Source organism: Streptomyces sp. CB09001, assembly GCF_003369795.1.
Lineage (GTDB): Bacteria > Actinomycetota > Actinomycetes > Streptomycetales > Streptomycetaceae > Streptomyces.
Map to the genome: position 1 here is coordinate 3,411,031 of NZ_CP026730.1, position 15,140 is coordinate 3,426,170.

General features: G+C 74.5%; 15 protein-coding genes. 7 read left to right on the forward strand and 8 right to left on the reverse strand.

Annotated elements, in window-relative coordinates:
- Positions 1 to 44: 44 nt before the first annotated feature.
- From C4J65_RS15665 to C4J65_RS15685, 5 genes are all read right to left on the reverse strand, one after another.
- A complete protein-coding gene (locus C4J65_RS15665; protein WP_115742954.1) occupies positions 45 to 1,256 on the reverse strand; it encodes an acyltransferase in 1,212 nt (403 codons plus the stop codon).
- On the reverse strand, positions 1,253 to 2,230 hold the full coding sequence (locus C4J65_RS15670) for an alpha/beta hydrolase (protein WP_115742955.1): 978 nt from the start codon (positions 2,228 to 2,230) through the stop codon (positions 1,253 to 1,255). The genes C4J65_RS15665 and C4J65_RS15670 overlap by 4 nt, the downstream gene beginning before the upstream one ends.
- 141 nt (positions 2,231 to 2,371) lie before the next feature.
- Positions 2,372 to 2,884 carry a hypothetical protein gene (locus C4J65_RS15675; RefSeq protein ID WP_115742956.1) on the reverse strand — a complete coding sequence of 171 codons (513 nt, stop codon included), beginning with the start codon at positions 2,882 to 2,884 and terminating at the stop codon, positions 2,372 to 2,374.
- 74 nt (positions 2,885 to 2,958) lie between these two features.
- Positions 2,959 to 3,981 carry a hemolysin family protein gene (locus C4J65_RS15680; protein WP_115742957.1) on the reverse strand — a complete coding sequence of 341 codons (1,023 nt, stop codon included), beginning with the start codon at positions 3,979 to 3,981 and terminating at the stop codon, positions 2,959 to 2,961.
- Positions 3,978 to 5,354 carry a hemolysin family protein gene (locus tag C4J65_RS15685; protein WP_115742958.1) on the reverse strand — a complete coding sequence of 459 codons (1,377 nt, stop codon included), beginning with the start codon at positions 5,352 to 5,354 and terminating at the stop codon, positions 3,978 to 3,980. The genes C4J65_RS15680 and C4J65_RS15685 overlap by 4 nt, the downstream gene beginning before the upstream one ends.
- 270 nt (positions 5,355 to 5,624) lie before the next feature.
- Between C4J65_RS15685 and C4J65_RS15690 the strand changes: the two genes are divergently transcribed.
- From C4J65_RS15690 to C4J65_RS15700, 3 genes are all read left to right on the forward strand, one after another.
- Positions 5,625 to 6,569 (forward strand): sporulation protein, encoded by a 945-nt coding sequence (locus tag C4J65_RS15690; RefSeq protein ID WP_162833200.1) that lies wholly within the window; start codon positions 5,625 to 5,627, stop codon positions 6,567 to 6,569.
- A gap of 98 nt (positions 6,570 to 6,667) precedes the next feature.
- Positions 6,668 to 7,123: a tellurite resistance TerB family protein gene (locus C4J65_RS15695; protein WP_115742960.1), complete on the forward strand. Its 456-nt coding sequence runs from the start codon at positions 6,668 to 6,670 to the stop codon at positions 7,121 to 7,123.
- 103 nt (positions 7,124 to 7,226) lie between these two features.
- Positions 7,227 to 7,457, forward strand: a complete 231-nt coding sequence (locus C4J65_RS15700) for a twin-arginine translocase TatA/TatE family subunit (protein ID WP_115742961.1) — start codon at positions 7,227 to 7,229, stop codon at positions 7,455 to 7,457.
- 12 nt (positions 7,458 to 7,469) lie between these two features.
- On the opposite strand, the gene C4J65_RS15705 is transcribed toward C4J65_RS15700, so the two are convergent.
- The gene (locus C4J65_RS15705) at positions 7,470 to 8,234 is read right to left on the reverse strand and encodes a TetR/AcrR family transcriptional regulator (protein ID WP_115742962.1); all 765 of its coding nucleotides are present in this window, start codon (positions 8,232 to 8,234) and stop codon (positions 7,470 to 7,472) included.
- Positions 8,235 to 8,413: 179 nt separating this feature from the next.
- Here C4J65_RS15705 and C4J65_RS15710 point away from each other — a divergent pair, with 179 nt between their 5' ends.
- Positions 8,414 to 9,553, forward strand: coding sequence for a cytochrome P450 (locus C4J65_RS15710; RefSeq protein WP_115742963.1), 1,140 nt, complete (start codon positions 8,414 to 8,416; stop codon positions 9,551 to 9,553).
- A gap of 76 nt (positions 9,554 to 9,629) precedes the next feature.
- Here the strand turns inward: C4J65_RS15710 and C4J65_RS15715 are convergent, their stop codons facing one another.
- Together C4J65_RS15715 and C4J65_RS15720 are read right to left on the reverse strand one after the other, a co-directional pair.
- Entirely contained in the window at positions 9,630 to 11,285 is a 1,656-nt protein-coding gene (locus C4J65_RS15715; RefSeq protein ID WP_115742964.1) for a penicillin-binding transpeptidase domain-containing protein, read from the reverse strand.
- Positions 11,286 to 11,302: 17 nt separating this feature from the next.
- Positions 11,303 to 12,439, reverse strand: coding sequence for a PHB depolymerase family esterase (locus C4J65_RS15720; protein ID WP_275898154.1), 1,137 nt, complete (start codon positions 12,437 to 12,439; stop codon positions 11,303 to 11,305).
- A gap of 115 nt (positions 12,440 to 12,554) precedes the next feature.
- On the opposite strand from C4J65_RS15720, the gene C4J65_RS15725 reads away from it, so the two are divergent.
- The 3 genes from C4J65_RS15725 (at position 12,555) to C4J65_RS15735 (ending at position 15,049) form a co-directional block, all read left to right on the forward strand.
- On the forward strand, positions 12,555 to 13,487 hold the full coding sequence (locus tag C4J65_RS15725) for a LysR family transcriptional regulator (protein WP_240330434.1): 933 nt from the start codon (positions 12,555 to 12,557) through the stop codon (positions 13,485 to 13,487).
- 184 nt (positions 13,488 to 13,671) lie between these two features.
- Complete coding sequence (locus C4J65_RS15730) at positions 13,672 to 14,550, forward strand: serine hydrolase (RefSeq protein ID WP_115742966.1); 879 nt, start codon at positions 13,672 to 13,674, stop codon at positions 14,548 to 14,550.
- Between the two features lie 127 nt (positions 14,551 to 14,677).
- Positions 14,678 to 15,049 (forward strand): DUF6479 family protein, encoded by a 372-nt coding sequence (locus tag C4J65_RS15735; protein WP_115742967.1) that lies wholly within the window; start codon positions 14,678 to 14,680, stop codon positions 15,047 to 15,049.
- Positions 15,050 to 15,140: the final 91 nt, after the last annotated feature.

Consider the following 15,140-nt stretch of genomic DNA (forward strand, 5'->3'; position numbering starts at 1 on the left):
TCGGGGCGGCCGGTTGACGGTGTGGGGCTCTCGGGGCGGCCGGCTCACGCCGCCAGCGCGAAGTAGCCGAAGCCCGCCGCCAGCACCGCCGCCGCCGCACGCCGGGCCGTGCCGGTGCGGTCCCACGGGGCCTCCAGCGGCCGGGCGAACCTCGCGATCACCACGAGCAGCCCCGCGAAGAGCGGCATCCAGGCCAGCCGGGCCAGGACCCAGCCGCCCGTGTCGGGGGCACCGGTCAGGCCGGGGATCTCACCGAAGTACGAGCCGGGGACGGCGGCGGCGAGCATCGCCGTCTGGTGCCAGCACAGGATCGTCATCGCCGACAGGTTGACGATCACCACCGGCGCCCACAGGGCGGGCCGCCGCAGCAGCCGGGCCAGCCGGTCGCGCAGCAGGATCGCCGCGCCGGACTGGACGGCGGCGAGCGCGAGGACCAGCAGGGACGGCGGGTGGGAGTTGGTCCGGGCCTCGCCGGGCACGCCCACCATCGACATCGGGTAGTGGAAGGCGAGCAGCAGCACGGCGAACAGCGCGGCACCGCCCGCCAGCAGCAGCCACGCCCCGCGCCGGCCGATCCGCTTGTCCGCCCAGGACACGCCCAGTTGGTAGGCGAACATCCAGCCCGGCAGCAGGTTGAGCAGACTCAGCCAGGAGGGCATCGCGTCCGCGAAGGGCCCGTAGCGCAGGAAGTCGACCACCGCGACGGACCCGGTCAACGGCACCGCGGCCCAGGCGCCCAGGCGTTCGGACGCGCGGACGCAGTACGGCGTGAGGGCCGTGATCACGGCGTAGACGCCGACGAACCACAACGGCTGGACGACGAGCGTGGAGGCGGTGTGCAGGGTGTCGCCCGGCACACCGAGGCCGTAGTGCAGAAGGGGAAGGAGCAGCGCCCATACGGCCGTGACACCGAGGACCGGACGCCCCAGCCGCCTGAGGCGGCCGACCGTCCACTCCCGGACCGACCCCTTGCGACGCCGGTAGGAGAGGTAGGAGGAGTAGCCGCCGACCAGGAAGAAGATGCCCAGCATCTGGAGGATCCAGCTCGCGGGGGCCAGGGCGCCGAACGTGGCCAGCGGGCTGGCGTTGTGCAGGCCGCCGCCGTCGAGGGTGAACCCGCCGACCAGCCAGTGACCGGTCGGCACGGCCAGCAGCGCCAGCGCGCGCAGGCCGTCGATCGCACGGTCGCGGTGTGCCGGGGTCCGCTCGTCGACCCGGGCGCCGAGCCGGACGAGTTTGGCGAGCGGCCCCCTCATGACCGCTCCCCGTTCGCGATCGCCGCGAACGCGGCCAGGGTGGAGGTGCCGGGCGCGAAGTACTCGTCGTGCGCCGGGACGTCGTCGGCGGGCAGGACGGTCGCGCCGAAGCCGGGCGAGGTGGGGTCGGCGCCGTGGCCGAGGCCCAGGAACTCGACGTTGGGGACGCGGTCGATCCAGTCGTGCGGGGACTTCGCCGCCCAGACGTGGGCGTCCGTGCCGAGGGCGCCGGCGTCGTCGGCGCGCATGCCGGGCGAGCCCATGACGACGATGTCGGCGGCGTCGGTGTGGTCGGCGGCGAGGCCGCAGACCACCGAGCCGTAGCTGTGGCAGAAGAGGGAGGGGTCGGGGAGACCGGCCGCGTCCAGCCCCTCGGTGAGACGGACCAGCCGCTCGGCGCCCGCCTCGGCGAGCCGCCCGGTCGCCAGGTCGAGTCCGATGCCGGAGGGCGTCGTGTACCCGGCCCAGGCGATGACGGCCGTGTCGTCGCCCGCCGCCGCCCGGAGGTCGGCGGCCCGCTGCGCCGTGCGGTCGAAGGTCCCGGCGTCGATGTCCGAGCCCGGGACGATCACCGAGACGTGGGCGGCGTGCTCCAGGTCGCCCGCGACCCGCGCGATCGTCCCGCGCCCGCGCGGGTCGTACGCCAGCACCCGGTCGCCCGCGGGCGCGTTGGCCTCGTAACGGAGGTGCACGGGGACGCCGTCCAGGTTGCCCACCACGGTGGGATGGTCCTCGACGAGTCTGTGCTGCTGGGCGCCGCTCAGCCCGGCGAAGAACGCGGCCACCTCGGCCGGGGTGGCCGTGGCGGGGTCCGGCAGTTCCCTGCCCAGGGAGTCGTCCGCCAGCCAGGCGGCGGTACCGGGGAGCGGGCCGCCGGGCGCGCTCGCACTGCTCGCCGACGCCCAGCCGGCGGTGCCGCCGACCAGCAGCGTGGTCAGTACGGCGGTGGTCAGGACCCTTCTGAAGCGACCCATCCGTCCGCCTCCTCCGTCTCGTCGTGACGCTGACGGAGGGAAGGTAGGAAGACGGTGCGAGCCGGGACGTCACCCTGGGGAGCCAAGTCGGGGGTGATACCCCGGTAGGGGGTCGGCTACGTGGGTGCCCCGACCCGTCGGTCAGACGGCGGCCGCAGTCCACTCCCGCAGCAGCGCCAGGCGCTGGTCCTTGGTGGGGGCGACGTCCTCGGGCTCGTCCCGGCGCCAGCCGATCAGCTCCCCGACGGTGGTGGTGCCGTCGACGAGGCGGGCGAGAAGGGAACGGGAGAGGTCGTACTCGTCGGGCGTGTGGATACCACCGGTGACGGCGGCCAGAACGCTCGCCTCGACCGTGCCGTCGCCGTCGGTCTCCACGCACACCGTGAACAGCGGCGGCTGTTCGCCGTCGCCCGTGAACAGCACGACCACCGAGTCGAACGCCATGGACGCCAGCCGCCGCCCGGCCGACCGCACGGCCACGTCCCGCACGTCCAGCCCCCGCACCTCGTCCCACCCCCAGGACCGGCCGCCCTGCTCGCCCCCCAGGATCTCCACCCCGCCCTCGGTCAGCCGCACACCGGGCGCCGCACCGGCGGGCTTCGCCCCCAGATACACACAGCCCTCAGTGATCCAGAACAGGCCGACCATGGCCATGGGCGTCTCCTCCGACGGTACGGATGCCGTTGTCGCCGGAGGAGACGAACCTGGCCGGTGGAAGGTTCCCGGCGTCAGGCCACCGGCGTCGTCGGGCCCACCAGTTCCGTCAGGACGTCCTCCATCGTGACGAAGCCCAGGACCGAGCCCGTCTCGCCGGTGACGGCGGCCAGGTGGCTGTCCTCGGTGCGCAGGGCGGTGAGGGTGTCGTCCAGGGGGGTGTCGATGCGGACCCGGGTGACGCGGTGCAGGGCCGTGCGCGGGAAGGGGCTCTCGCGGTCGGTCAGGCCCAGGGTGTCCTTGATGTGCAGGTAGCCGAGGACGGTGCCGCCGGGGCCGGTGACCGGGAAGCGGGAGTAGCCCGCGTCGGCGGCCATGCGTTCCAGCTCGGCCGGGGTGACCGTGTGCGGGACGGTGCGCATCTTCTGGGCCGGCACCAGGATCTCGCCGACCGGGCGGGTGCCCAGCTCCAGCGCGTCGCGCAGGCGCTCGCCGTCGGCCGGGGTGAGCAGTCCGGCCTCGCTGGCGTCGACCACCATGCGGGCCAGCTGGTCGTCGGTGAAGACGGCCTCGACCTCGTCCTTCGGCTCCACCCGCAGCAGCTTGAGGAGCGTGTTGGCGAAGGCGTTGATGCCGAAGACGACCGGCTTCAGGGCCCGGGTGAGGGCGACCAGCGGCGGGCCGAGGAGCAGCGCGGTGGTCGCCGGGGCGGCCAGCGCGATGTTCTTCGGGATCATCTCGCCGATCAGCATGTGCAGGTACGTCGCCAGCGCCAGGGCGATCGCGAAGGCGACCGGGTGGACCAGCGCGTGCGGCATGTGGACCACCTCGAACACCGGCTCCATCAGGTGCGCGATGGCCGGTTCCGCGACCGCGCCGAGCACCAGGGAGGAGACGGTGATGCCGAGCTGGGCCGTGGCCATCATCTGGGAGATGTGCTGCAGGCCCCACAGGGTCATCCGGGCGCGCTTGTCGCCCATCTTCGCGCGCGGCTCGATCTGGCTGCGGCGCACCGAGATCATGGCGAACTCGGCGCCCACGAAGAACGCGTTGGTCAGCAGCGTCAGCGCGCCGATGAAAAGCTGTACGACGGTCATCGGGCCGGCTCCCGCTCGTCCCGCGCCGACCGCTCGCCGGCCAGCTGCTCGTACACCGACCGGGCGTCGTCCGCCGCGGGCGCCGTGACGCGGAGGCGGTCGGCGCGGTGGTGGTCGACGTCGAGGACGTCGATGCGCCAGCCGTCCAGGGCGACCACGTCGCCCTTGGCGGGGATGCGCGTCAGGTGGGTGGCGACCAGTCCTGCCAGGGTCTCGTACGGACCCTCCGGCGCGGTCAGGCCGATGCGCTCCAGGTGGTCCAGGCGCAGCGAGCCGTCGGCCTCCCAGGCCGCGCGGCCGTCCGGGTCGGCGGGGGCGGGCAGCAGGTCCGGTATCTCGACCGGGTCGTGCTCGTCGCGCACCTCGCCGACGACCTCCTCGACGATGTCCTCGACCGTCGCGACGCCCGCCGTGCCGCCGTACTCGTCGATGACGACGGCCATGGTGCGGGTGGCGCGCATGCGTTCCAGGAGGCGGTCGGCGGGCAGGCTGTCCGGCACCAGGAGGGGCGCGGTGGCCAGCTCGGTGACGGGGGTGGCCCGGCGCCGGTCCGGCTGCAGGGCCAGCACGTCGCGGATGTGGACCGTGCCGACCACCTCGTCCAGGCTGTCCCGGTAGACCGGGAAGCGGGACAGGCCGGTGGCGTGCGAGAGGTTCGCGGCGTCGGAGGCGGTGGCGTGGGCCTCCAGGGCCTTGACGTCCACGCGCGGGGTCATGACGTTCTCCGCGGTCAGGTCGCTCAGGTGCAGGGTGCGCACGAACAGCTCCGCGGAGTCCGCCTCCAGGGCGCCCTCGGCCGCCGAGTGCTGGGCCAGGGCGACCAGCTCCTCGGCGCTGCGGGCGGACGCCAGCTCCTCGGCCGGTTCCAGGCCGAAGCGGCGCACGAAGTGGTTCGCCGTGTTGTTCAGGTGCCGGATGAAGGGGCCGAAGGCGGTGGTGAAGCCGCGCTGCGGACCCGCGACGACCTTGGCGACGGCCAGCGGGCGGGAGATCGCCCAGTTCTTGGGGACCAGCTCGCCGACGACCATCAGGACGACGGTGGAGAGGATCACGCCGAGCAAGGTCGCCACCGTGGAGGCGGCGCCGCCCAGGCCGATCGCCGTCAGCGGTCCGCGCAGCAGCACCGCGATCGACGGCTCGGCCAGCATGCCGATGACCAGCGAGGTCACCGTGATGCCGAGCTGGGCGCCGGACAGCTGGAGGGTCAGGGAGCGTACGGCCCTCAGGGCACCGTCCGCGCCGCGCTCACCGGACTCGGCGGCACGCTCCAGGTCGGAGCGCTCGACGGTGGTGAGGGAGAACTCGGCCGCGACGAAGAGCGCGCAGGCCAGGGTGAGGAGGAGGGCCAGCAGGAGCAGCAGGACCTCGGTCACCGTGCCACCCCGCTTCCCTCACGCACGTACGGGGGAACTGGCGGGCGGGCCGCGGCACGGCCGGTACTAGGGGGCTCCATTACGGAACGGGACTCCTTAACGGGGTCGATGGGCGCCGGTACCAGCCGGGCACCCGAGGGTTCTCCCTCATGGTAAAGGACGAGCAAAAAGATCGGGAGTCCTGAGACCCCTATGCTTCTACTCGCCTGTAGAGAACGGCCGGGCGGTTCCGGTTGTTCCCCGCCCGAAAGTGAAGGAGCGAACGCCTCGATGGTGTTCAAGCGGCTGCTCGGTTCCCTCGGCGTGGGTGGACCCACGGTGGACACGGTCCTCGACCCGGGTGCCGCCCGGCCGGGAGGCACCCTGTCGGGCCGGGTCCACCTCGTCGGCGGCACCGCCGACCACGACGTCGAGCACGTCGCGCTGGAGCTGGTGGCCCGCGTGGAGACCGAGCACGAGGAACGTGGCGACGGCGAGGGTGTCGTCGTCTTCGACCGGCACGCCGTCGGCGGGGCCTTCCGGCTCGGGGCGGGCGAGGAGACGAGCATCCCGTTCGCGGTGACGCTGCCCTGGGAGACCCCGGCCACCGAGCTGTACGGGCAGCCGCTGGGCGTCGTCCTCGGCGTGCGCACCGAGCTGGCGGTCGCCGGCGCCCGGGACAGCGGCGACCTGGACCCGTTCGCCGTGGCGCCGCTCCCGGCCCAGGAGGCCGTTCTGGAGACCCTCGGCCGGCTCGGCTTCGGCTTCCGCTCCGCCGACCTGGAGTACGGCCGCATCGGCGGCACCGGGCAGCAGCTGCCCTTCTACCAGGAGATCGAGCTGACCCCGCCCCCGCGCTACGCCCACCAGGTCGACGAGATCGAGCTGACCTTCCTGGCCGTACCCGGCGCCCTCGAGGTGGTGCTGGAGGCGGACAAGCGCGGCGGCCCGCTCTCCGGCGGCCACGGCGGCCACGACGCGCTCAGCCGCTTCACCGTCCCGCACGAGGGTCCCGCCGGACCGCAGGGCTGGGACGCCCTCGTCGACGGCTGGATGCAGGAGCTGGTCGAGCACCGGGCGTCGTACGGCTCCCACGCGGTGTACGGCCACGACTCCGGGGTCGGTGGCGCCGTCATGGCCGGGGCCGCGGGGATCGCCGGAGGGATGGTGGCGGCCGAAGTCGTCGACGAGGTGGGGGACTTCTTCGAGAGCGACTCCGACGACGGGGAAGACTGATAACTTCTACAGTGATGTAGAGGATCGAGCGGGCCGGGCCGGCCCGGACGTCCTCGATCGCCCCTTCCCGTCCGACCGGTACGGAGTACGGAGTTCTCATGGCCCTGTGGGACCGCTTCAAGGAGTCCGCGTCGCAGATGCAGACGCAGCTCGTGGCGAAGAAGAACGACCTCAAGAGCGGCGCCTTCCGCGACGCGAGCATGGCGATGTGCGCCCTGGTCGCCGCGGCCGACGGCAGCGTCGACGCCTCGGAGCGGCAGCGGGTCGCCCAGCTGATCTCGACCAACGAGGTGCTGCAGAACTTCCCCGCCGACGACCTGCGCCGCCGCTTCGAGGAGAACCTGGACAAGCTGACCGCCGACTTCGCCTTCGGCAAGGTCGGCATCCTCCAGGAGATCGCCAAGGCGAAGAAGAAGCCCGCCGAGGCCCGGGCCGTGATCCAGATCGGCATCGTGATCGGCGGCGCCGACGGGGACTTCGACAAGGACGAGCGCGCCGTGGTCCGCGAGGCGTGCTACGCCCTCGACCTGCCGCCGCACGAGTTCGACCTCTGAGAGCCACCGGGCCCCGCGGGCACCGAGCCCGCCGGCCTTGCCGTAGATTCCGTGTGCGGGTCCGTGCCGCGGGCCCGCACCGTTCGTCCACCAGGGGAGCGCCGTGTTCGGACTCAGCGAGCTCGCGATCATTCTTGTCGTCGTCGCGGCCGTCCTGGCCGTCAAGAAGCTCCCCGAGCTGACCCGCTCGGCGGGCAAGTCGGCCCGCATCCTCAAGTCCGAGGCCCGCGCGGCCAGGGACGCGGACGAACCGGGCACGCCGCGCGTCATCCCGGGGGAGACGGTCAAGCGCGAGGACACCGGTACCGACAGCGGCACCGGCCCCCGGGGCTGAGCCGGGCCCGTCTCACCCGCGGGGCTCGCGGTCCCCGGCACGGGTGCGGTGCGGGCCCAGTTCGCGCAGGACGTCGCCGAGTTCGGCGGCGGTGAGCGCGGGCGCGGGCAGGGCCCCGGCGGCCGGCGCGGTGCGCAGGCCGCCCAGGAACAGCGCGAGGGGGCGGCGCCAGGCGTCCGGCGCGGGTACGGCCGCGGCCGCGGACCCGGGGGCCGCCGCCGTGGCCGCGGACCCGGGGCCCGCCGCGGCCGCGGTCGCGGCGGTCAGTGCTGGGACGGCGCGGCCGAGCGCCGCGAGCCCGAACAGGACGTCCTCGGTGGTGACGTCGGCGCGGACGGTGCCCTCGTCGCGCAGGCGGGTCAGCAGCGTGTCCACGGTCCGGCGGTTGTGCTCGTGCACCGCCTCCAGGCTCTCGACACCCCGCAGGTGCGTGGTCATCAGGTCGTTGGAGCCGCGGTCCGCGGCCAGGGTGCCGAAGACCACCTCCAGATAGGCGGCGAGCCCGGCCCACGCGTCCGGCGCCTTCCTGGCCCGCTCCCCGGCGTCCATCGTGCCGGTCAGCGAGTCCCGGAACACGGCGTCCACCAGGGCCGCACGGGTGGGGAAGTGGCGGTAGAGCGTCGCGTTGCCGACCCCCGCCCGGCGCGCGATCACGTCCAGTGCGGCGTCCAGCCCCTGCTCGGTGAACACCTCGTGGGCCGCCTCCAGCAGAAGCTCCCGGTTGCGCCGCGCGTCGCGTCGCTGCCGGGGCGCTCCGTCGCGTGCGCCGACGGTCATCCTCACCCTCCGCGTCTCCGGTCTCCGTCTCCGGGTCTCCGGGTCTCCGGGTCTCCGGGTCTCCGGGTCTCCGGCCGTACGGAACCGGGGAGTGCTCCCCGTGCTCCGGGTGCCGATGCTATCGTCGGCCGTCGAAACGGGGAGCACTCCCCGTTTAGCCGCTCCCCCAGGAGGCCCCCATGACCGCGCCCACCCTCGAGGAACTGGCCGCCCTGCGGGCCCGGGGTGCCGTGCACCGGGTGCTCGTGCCCGGCAGCGGGGAGAGCTGGCTGGTGGTGACGCGCGACGCGGCGCGGGCCGCGCTCACCGACCCCCGGCTGCGCAACGACATCCGGCACTCCGCGTCCTGGCGGAGCGACGGCGGGCACGCCATCGGCCACAACATGCTCCAGAGCGACCCGCCGCAGCACACGCGGCTGCGCCGACTGGTCGCCGGGCACTTCACGCCGGGCCGGACCGCCGCCCTGCGTCCGCGCGTCGAACGCATCGCGGGCGAGCTGCTGGACGCGTTGCCGCGAGCGGGCACCACCGACCTGGTCGCCCGGTACGCGCTGCCCCTGCCCGTCACCGTGATCTGCGAGCTGCTGGGCGTGCCCGAGGCCGACCGCCGGGTCTTCCACACCTGGTCGAACGAGCTGGTCATGCCCACCTCGCCCGAGGCCGCCGGGTCGGCGGCGACCGCGCTGACCGGTTACCTCACCGAGCTGACCGACGCCATGCGCCGCACCCCGGACGGCACGCTGCTCGGCGACCTGGTCGGCGCCGCCGGTCGCGGCGAGCTCACCGCCGGGGAACTGCTCGGCATGGCCTTCCTCATCCTCGTCGCCGGGCACGAGACGACCGTCAACCTGATCTCGGCCACCGTCCACGGCCTGCTCACCCATCCCGGCCAGCTCGCCCGCCTGCGCGCCGAGCCGGAGCTGACCGAGGCCGCCGTGGAGGAGTCGCTGCGGTACCACTCGCCCGTCCACGCCTCCGCGTTCCGTTTCGCGGCCGAGCCGCTGGAGCTGGCGGGCACCGCGATCGCGGCGGGCGACTCGGTGCTCGTCTCGCTCGCCGCCGCCTCCCGCGACCCGGCGCACTTCCCCGACCCCGACCGCTTCGACATCGGCCGCCGCCCGCAGGGCCACCTCGGTTTCGGGCACGGCCCGCACCACTGCCTGGGCGCCCCGCCGGCCCGCGTCGAGGCCGCCGTCGCCGTACGCCTGCTGCTCGACCGGCACCCCGCACCCGCCCTGGCCGCCGACCCGGCGACGCTCACCTGGCGCACCGGCACCCTGCTGCGGGGGCTGGTGGAACTGCCGGTGCGGCTCGGCTGATCCGCGGACCGTCGGCAGCGGCGCCCACGGGCCCGAGACGGGTTCCGGACGGGATCAGGACGGGTTCCGGACGGGATCAGGACGGGTCCTCCGGTACGGCCGACAGCAGGCTGTGCACGATCGGTCCCGCCGAGCCGCCGCCGGTGACGCCCTCCTCGACGACCACGGCGACGGCCACGTTGCCCCGGTGGGCGACCAGCCAGCCGTTGTTGTCCTGGTCGTCGGAGACCTCGGCGGTGCCGGTCTTGGCGCCGATCTCGCCCGGCAGGTCGGCCAGGACGCGCGCGGTGCCGTCGGTGACGGTGGCCCGCATCAGCCCGCGCAGCTGGGTGACGACCTCGTCGGGCAGCGGTTCGGTGCGGGTCCCGTCCTCGTTGCCCGCGGTGACGGACGGCTGGTGGAACTCCCCGGACACCGCGGTGGCCGTCACCGACGCCATGATCAGGGGGTTGGCCTGGACCCGGCCCTGCCCGATCATCGACGCCGCCTTCTCCGTCTCGTCCTTGGGCGCCGGCACCGACCCGTCGTACGTCGGGATGCCGACGTGCCACTCCTGGCCGACCCCGAAATAGGTCCGCGCGACCTTCCCCAGCTCCCCGTCGTCGAGCTTGCCACGCAGGCTGATGAAGGCGGTGTTGCAGGACTCGGTGAAGTCCTTGCGGAAGGTGGCGCCGGGGTGTTCGGAGGTCTCCACGTTGTGGAACTCCTTGCCCACCGTCAGGTACTTGGGGCAGTCCACGACGTCGTCGGGCGCGACCGCGTCCTTGAGCAGCAGGGCGCTGCTGGTGACGATCTTCCAGGTGGAGCCGGGTGCGTAGGTGCCGGAGGCGGCGCGGTTGAAGCCGGAGGAGGGCGAGTTGGCGAGGGCGAGGACCTCGCCGTTGTCGACGCGCAGCGCGACCAGGGAGGCGTTCTTGCCGTCGGCCTCGCCGAGGGCCTGCTCGGCGGCCGACTGCCAGCCCGCGTCCAGGGTGGTGCGCACGGGCCGGTCCGCCGTCGCCGGGTCGGGCTCCTTGCCGAAGGACGCCTCGGTGCGCACGGTCTCGCCCGTGGTCCGGTCGACCAGCTCGACCGCGCCGCGCGGGCCGCCCCCGCCCGCGTCACCGGCCAGCCGCCCCAGCAGCGGGGACAGGGACGGGTACTCGGCGCCCACGAGCGGGACGCCCTCGCGGTCCGTGACCTTCGGCGGGGCGCTCTCCTCGCGCTCCAGGCGGAACTTCTCCGTCTCGCTCAGCCGCGGGTGCACCAGCGACAGCCGCCAGTCCACCTTCCAGCTGCCGTCGTCCTGCTCGCGGAGCGGCAGCTCCGACTCGTACGTCCAGGTGCCCAGGCCGGTGACCGGCATCCGCGCGGTGAAGGGGATGCCGAGGGTGCCGTCCTCGGCCTCCTTCACGCCGTCGTCCGCCGCCGTCAGCTTCGGTTTCTCGATGTCGAGTCCCGCGGTGAAGCTCTGCAGCACCTCCTGCGCCTTGCCGGGCTCGGTGGTGCGTCCGGCCGCGCCCGGCAGGCGCCCGGCGGCCCAGTCGGCGAGGAACGCGCGCGCCTGTTTCAGCGCGGCGGGGTCGGGTCCGTCGTCGCCGCGCGCGAAGGGGCCGAACCCGGCGGCGTACGAGCCGCCCGCGGCGATCGCGAGGACGACACCCACGGCGGCGACGGCCCGCACACCGTTGCGGGGCCTGCGGCGGCGGGGCGGGGTGAGGTGGGGAGAGGCCAGGTGAGGAGCGTCAGGCATGGGGAGGTCCTTGTCGGTCAGCGGCCGGGGCCGGTGAGGAAGTCGAGGATCGTGTCGGTGGCGTCGAGGGCCTTGCTGACGGGGCCGAACCCCTCGGGCGGGGGCACGGTCGAGCCCGGCCAGGTGTGACCGGCGTCGTCGACGACGAGGAGTTGCACGGTGCCGCCGGGCCGCCGGGAGCCGCCGGGAGCCTCGTTCCCGAGCCGCCACACCGTCCGGTCGTAGCCCTTCTCCGCCCGCGTGACCGGCTCACCCGCGCCCCCGGCCGCCGCGAACGCCGCCGCGCTGTCCCGGGCCGACCGGGTCGGCAGGATCGGCTCCTCGGGATCCGGCGGCGGGGAGGGCAGGCCCGCGAGGGGCCGTACGGGGTCGTCGGCGCCGTAGACCACCATGACCGGGACGGGGCCGGTGGGCTCCACCGCGGCGTCACCCGTCGGCAGCTGGCCGGAGACCGAGGCCGCACCCGCCAGCAGGGCGGGGCGTTCGGCGGCCATGCGCAGCGCCATCGAGCCGCCGTTGGAGAACCCGGCGACGTAGACCTGACGGGGGTCGGCCCGCTCGGTGCGGACCAGGTGCTCGATCAGCGCCTCGGTGAACCGCACGTCCAGGCCGGGGTCCGGGCGCTGCTTCGTCGCCCGTGTGCCCGCGCCCCAGCCGTGGCCGAGGCCCTCGGGAAAGGCGACGAGCATGCCGCGCGCGGTGGCGGCCCGCTCCAGCCGGGTCTTCGCCCGCAGTTCGGCGGCGTCGGCGCCGCGGCCGTGGAAGGCGACGAGGAGGGGCCGCGGGCCGTCGGCGGCCGGGGCGGGGGGCCGGTGCAGGAGGTACTGGCGGGTGTCGCCGTCCACCCGGAGCCGGGCGCGGACCTCCGGCGCCGCGGTGGCCGTACCGCTGCCCGCGCCACTGCCCGTGCCACTGCCGGTGGCGGTGGCGGTGGCGGTGGCGGTGGTGGACGGACCGCTCGACGCGGCCGCTTCCGGACGGCCGGAGCCGGCGTCGGTGGCGCAGCCGGCCAGCGGGAGGACGAGGACGAGGGCGAGCCCGCCGGCCCACCTACGGGCACGCAGCGCGGGGCCAGGGTCGCCGACGGGGTCGCCGACGGGGTCGCCGACGGGGGAACCGGCGCGGTCACGGTCACGGTCACGGAAGGAGCGCATGGCCCGAGGAGAGCAACCCCGTTGAGCCCCTGTCCAAGACCGATATGAATGTCGGATCGATCAATCCCCGATATGATTACTGGTCGTGGACCTGGTGCGGCACCTGGAGTGCTTTGTGGCTGTTGCAGAAGAGTCACACTTCGGGCGTGCCGCCGCCCGGCTCGGCATGGCCCAGCCGCCCCTGTCGCAGCGCATCCGGCGGCTGGAGAAGGAGCTGGGCGTCCGGCTCTTCGAGCGCACCAGCCGGCAGGTGACGATCACCGAGGCGGGCACGCTGCTGCTCGCCGAGGCCCGTGAGCTGCTGGCCCGCGCCGAGGCGCTGCGGACCGCGGCGCGCCGCATCCGGGACGGCGAGAGCGGTCTGCTGCGCGCCGCCCTGTCCCCCGACATCTCCGGCGAGACCGTCGCCGCGCTGCTGGCCGACTTCCGCCGCCGGCACGCGGGGCTCGAACTGGAGCTGCACGAGCTGACCACCGCCCAGCAGCTCGCCGGGTTCGCCGCCCACGAGCTGGACGTCGGCCTCATCCACCACCCGTGCGATGTCACCGGCCTGGAACTGGGCCCGGTGCTCCGCCGCGACCTCGGTGTACTGCTGCCGCGGGGCGCGCCCCAGACGGAGCTGGACGCCGTGCCGCTCGCCGCCCTCACCGGCTACGACCTGGTCCTCTTCCCGCGCGCCGACGCGCCCGCGGTCTACGACGACCTGCTCACCGCCTGCGCCCGGGGCGGCTACACTCCCGCCGCGGTACGGCACGGCCAGGGCGCGAGCTTCGTCCGCGGCCTGGTCCTGTCGTCCGGGGCCGTCGCCCTCGGCCCCCGCGACACCCGGCTCGTGAGCCCCGGCGACCAGGACCTGGTGTGGCGCCCGCTGGCCGGGGCCCCGCCCGCCTGGCGGCACTCCGCGGCCTGGCCCAAGGGGCGTGGCGACGCCGCCGTCGGCGCCTTCGCGGACGCGGCCACCCACGCCCTGCGCACCACGGCCGGCGCCCACTCCGAGGCACCCGCCCGGCCCCTGCACCTTCGCCCGGCATCGGAGTACTGGCTTTGACCGACACCGCCCCCCTCAGCCACCGACCGGCGCCCCCCGCCAACGCCGCCCACCGCCACCCACCGACCCCCACCCGCCCCCGCACACCCGGCGGCGCCCTCCGGAACGCCCGTGCCCGGGCCGGGGTGCGCGTCGCGGTGGCCGCGCGGTCGGTGGGAACCGACGCGGCGCCGGAGGCCCGGTCATGACCGACAGCGTCACCGCCGCCCGGCTGGACGCCGCGTTCGCCGATGCCGGGGTCACCGGGTGGCTGCACGCCGTGGACATCGACTCGGGGGCGCAGGTCGGGGCCGGGGCGGACCGGCCGGTCTGCACGGCCAGTGTCCACAAGCTGTGCGTGCTGGTGACGCTGCACGAGCTGGCGGCGGCCGGGGAGCTGGACCTCACCGAGCGGATCGAGTGCCCGCCGACCGGACGCACCCCGGGGCCCACCGGGCTCGCGGCCATGCTCGACCCGGTCCTGCTGTCCCTGCGCGACGCCGCGTTCCTGATGATGTCCGTCAGCGACAACACCGCCGCCGACCTGCTGCTGCGCCGGGTCGGCCTGGACGCCGTCAACCGCACCGCGGCCCGGCTCGGCCTCACCCGGACGCGGGCGGTGCACGGCTTCGGCGAGATGCTGGGCACCATGCGCGAGGACGCCGGGCCCGACGGTGCCCGGGCGCTGACCGACCCGCACGTCATCACCCGGCTGCGCGCCCTGGACCCGGCCCGCACCAACCACAGCACCCCGCGCGACATGACCCGCCTGCTCGGCGCGGTGTGGCGGGACGAGGCCTGCCCGCCCGAGTACGGTGCCGCGATGCGCCGGATCATGGGTCTCCAGGTCTGGCCGCACCGCCTCGCCTCGGGCTTCCCCTTCGACGACGTGCACGTGGCCGGCAAGACCGGCAGCCTGCCCACCCTGCGCAACGAGGTCGGCGTCGTCGAGTACCCCGACGGCGGCCGCTACGCCGTGGCCGTCTTCACCCGCACCGCCCACACGGCGGCCGTGCTCCCGGCGGCGGACGCGGTGATCGGCACGGCGGCCCGGATCGCGGTGGACGCCCTGCGGGCACCCTGACGGGCACCAGCCACCGTCCCGCTCCAAGCGCGCGTTCGCGCGTCAGGGCACAGGCAAGGGCACAGGCAAGGTCATAGGACAGGACATATCAGGCGCTTTATCTCATTTGGGGGTACATAATCAGAACATGAGTACGGCAACGTATGTACTGCTGGCCGCGCCCTCGGGCGGGCTCAAAGTGACAGTGGTCTTCATCATCGGACTGGTGATCGCCGGGGCGTTGGTCTGGGCCGTACGCGTCGGCATGCGGGTCATGGACCGGGAGCCCGACCGCCCCCGCGCCGACGAACAGCCGCATCTCCCGGACACCGGTGCCGTCCACGAGGAACGGGAGATGCGCGAACCCGACGAGATCCCGCTGAACTCCGACGGAAGCCCGCGGCTCATGCCCTACGAGCTGCACCACTCGGGCAGCCGCCGCGGCGAGGACCAGAAACGGCGCCGCTGGCTGCCGGGGTCGAGCGGAGCCTTCGGCAGCGGTGGGCCGGGACACGTCTGAGTCACCGTCCCGGTCACCGGTTCGGCGGTACACCGGAGGGCGTGGCGGCGCCCTCCGGCCTTCACTGGAGGAGACCCGCGCGCTCGCGCGG